Below are 245 nucleotides of genomic sequence, written 5' to 3'. Positions count from 1 at the left end.
TGGAAAAACAGGCCAAAGCGCTCGATCCCGACGCGCGTCACGCGCTGCGCGAGCAGAAAAGTCAGCCCCTGATCGCTCAGTTGCGCACCTGGCTCGACAAATCCCTGGCACAAGTGCTCCCCAAAAGCACACTGGGTAAAGCGCTGCATTACCTGGATCATCAGTGGCCACGACTCACCCGATTCCTGGACAATGGCCTGATACCGCTGGATAACAACCCGGCGGAGAACGCCATCCGCCCCTTC

General features: G+C 59.6%; 1 protein-coding gene. It reads left to right on the top strand.

Annotated features, from left to right (window positions below; genetic code table 11):
* A partial coding sequence (locus M8006_RS18060; RefSeq protein WP_250084620.1) for an IS66 family transposase occupies positions 1–245 on the top strand: 245 nt, incomplete at both ends.

Origin of the sequence: Halomonas llamarensis (assembly GCF_023555005.1) — a bacterium.
Lineage (GTDB): Bacteria > Pseudomonadota > Gammaproteobacteria > Pseudomonadales > Halomonadaceae > Vreelandella > Vreelandella llamarensis.
The sequence above is the reverse complement of the archived record's forward strand: the minus strand, read 5'-3'. Positions and strand labels throughout refer to the sequence as shown.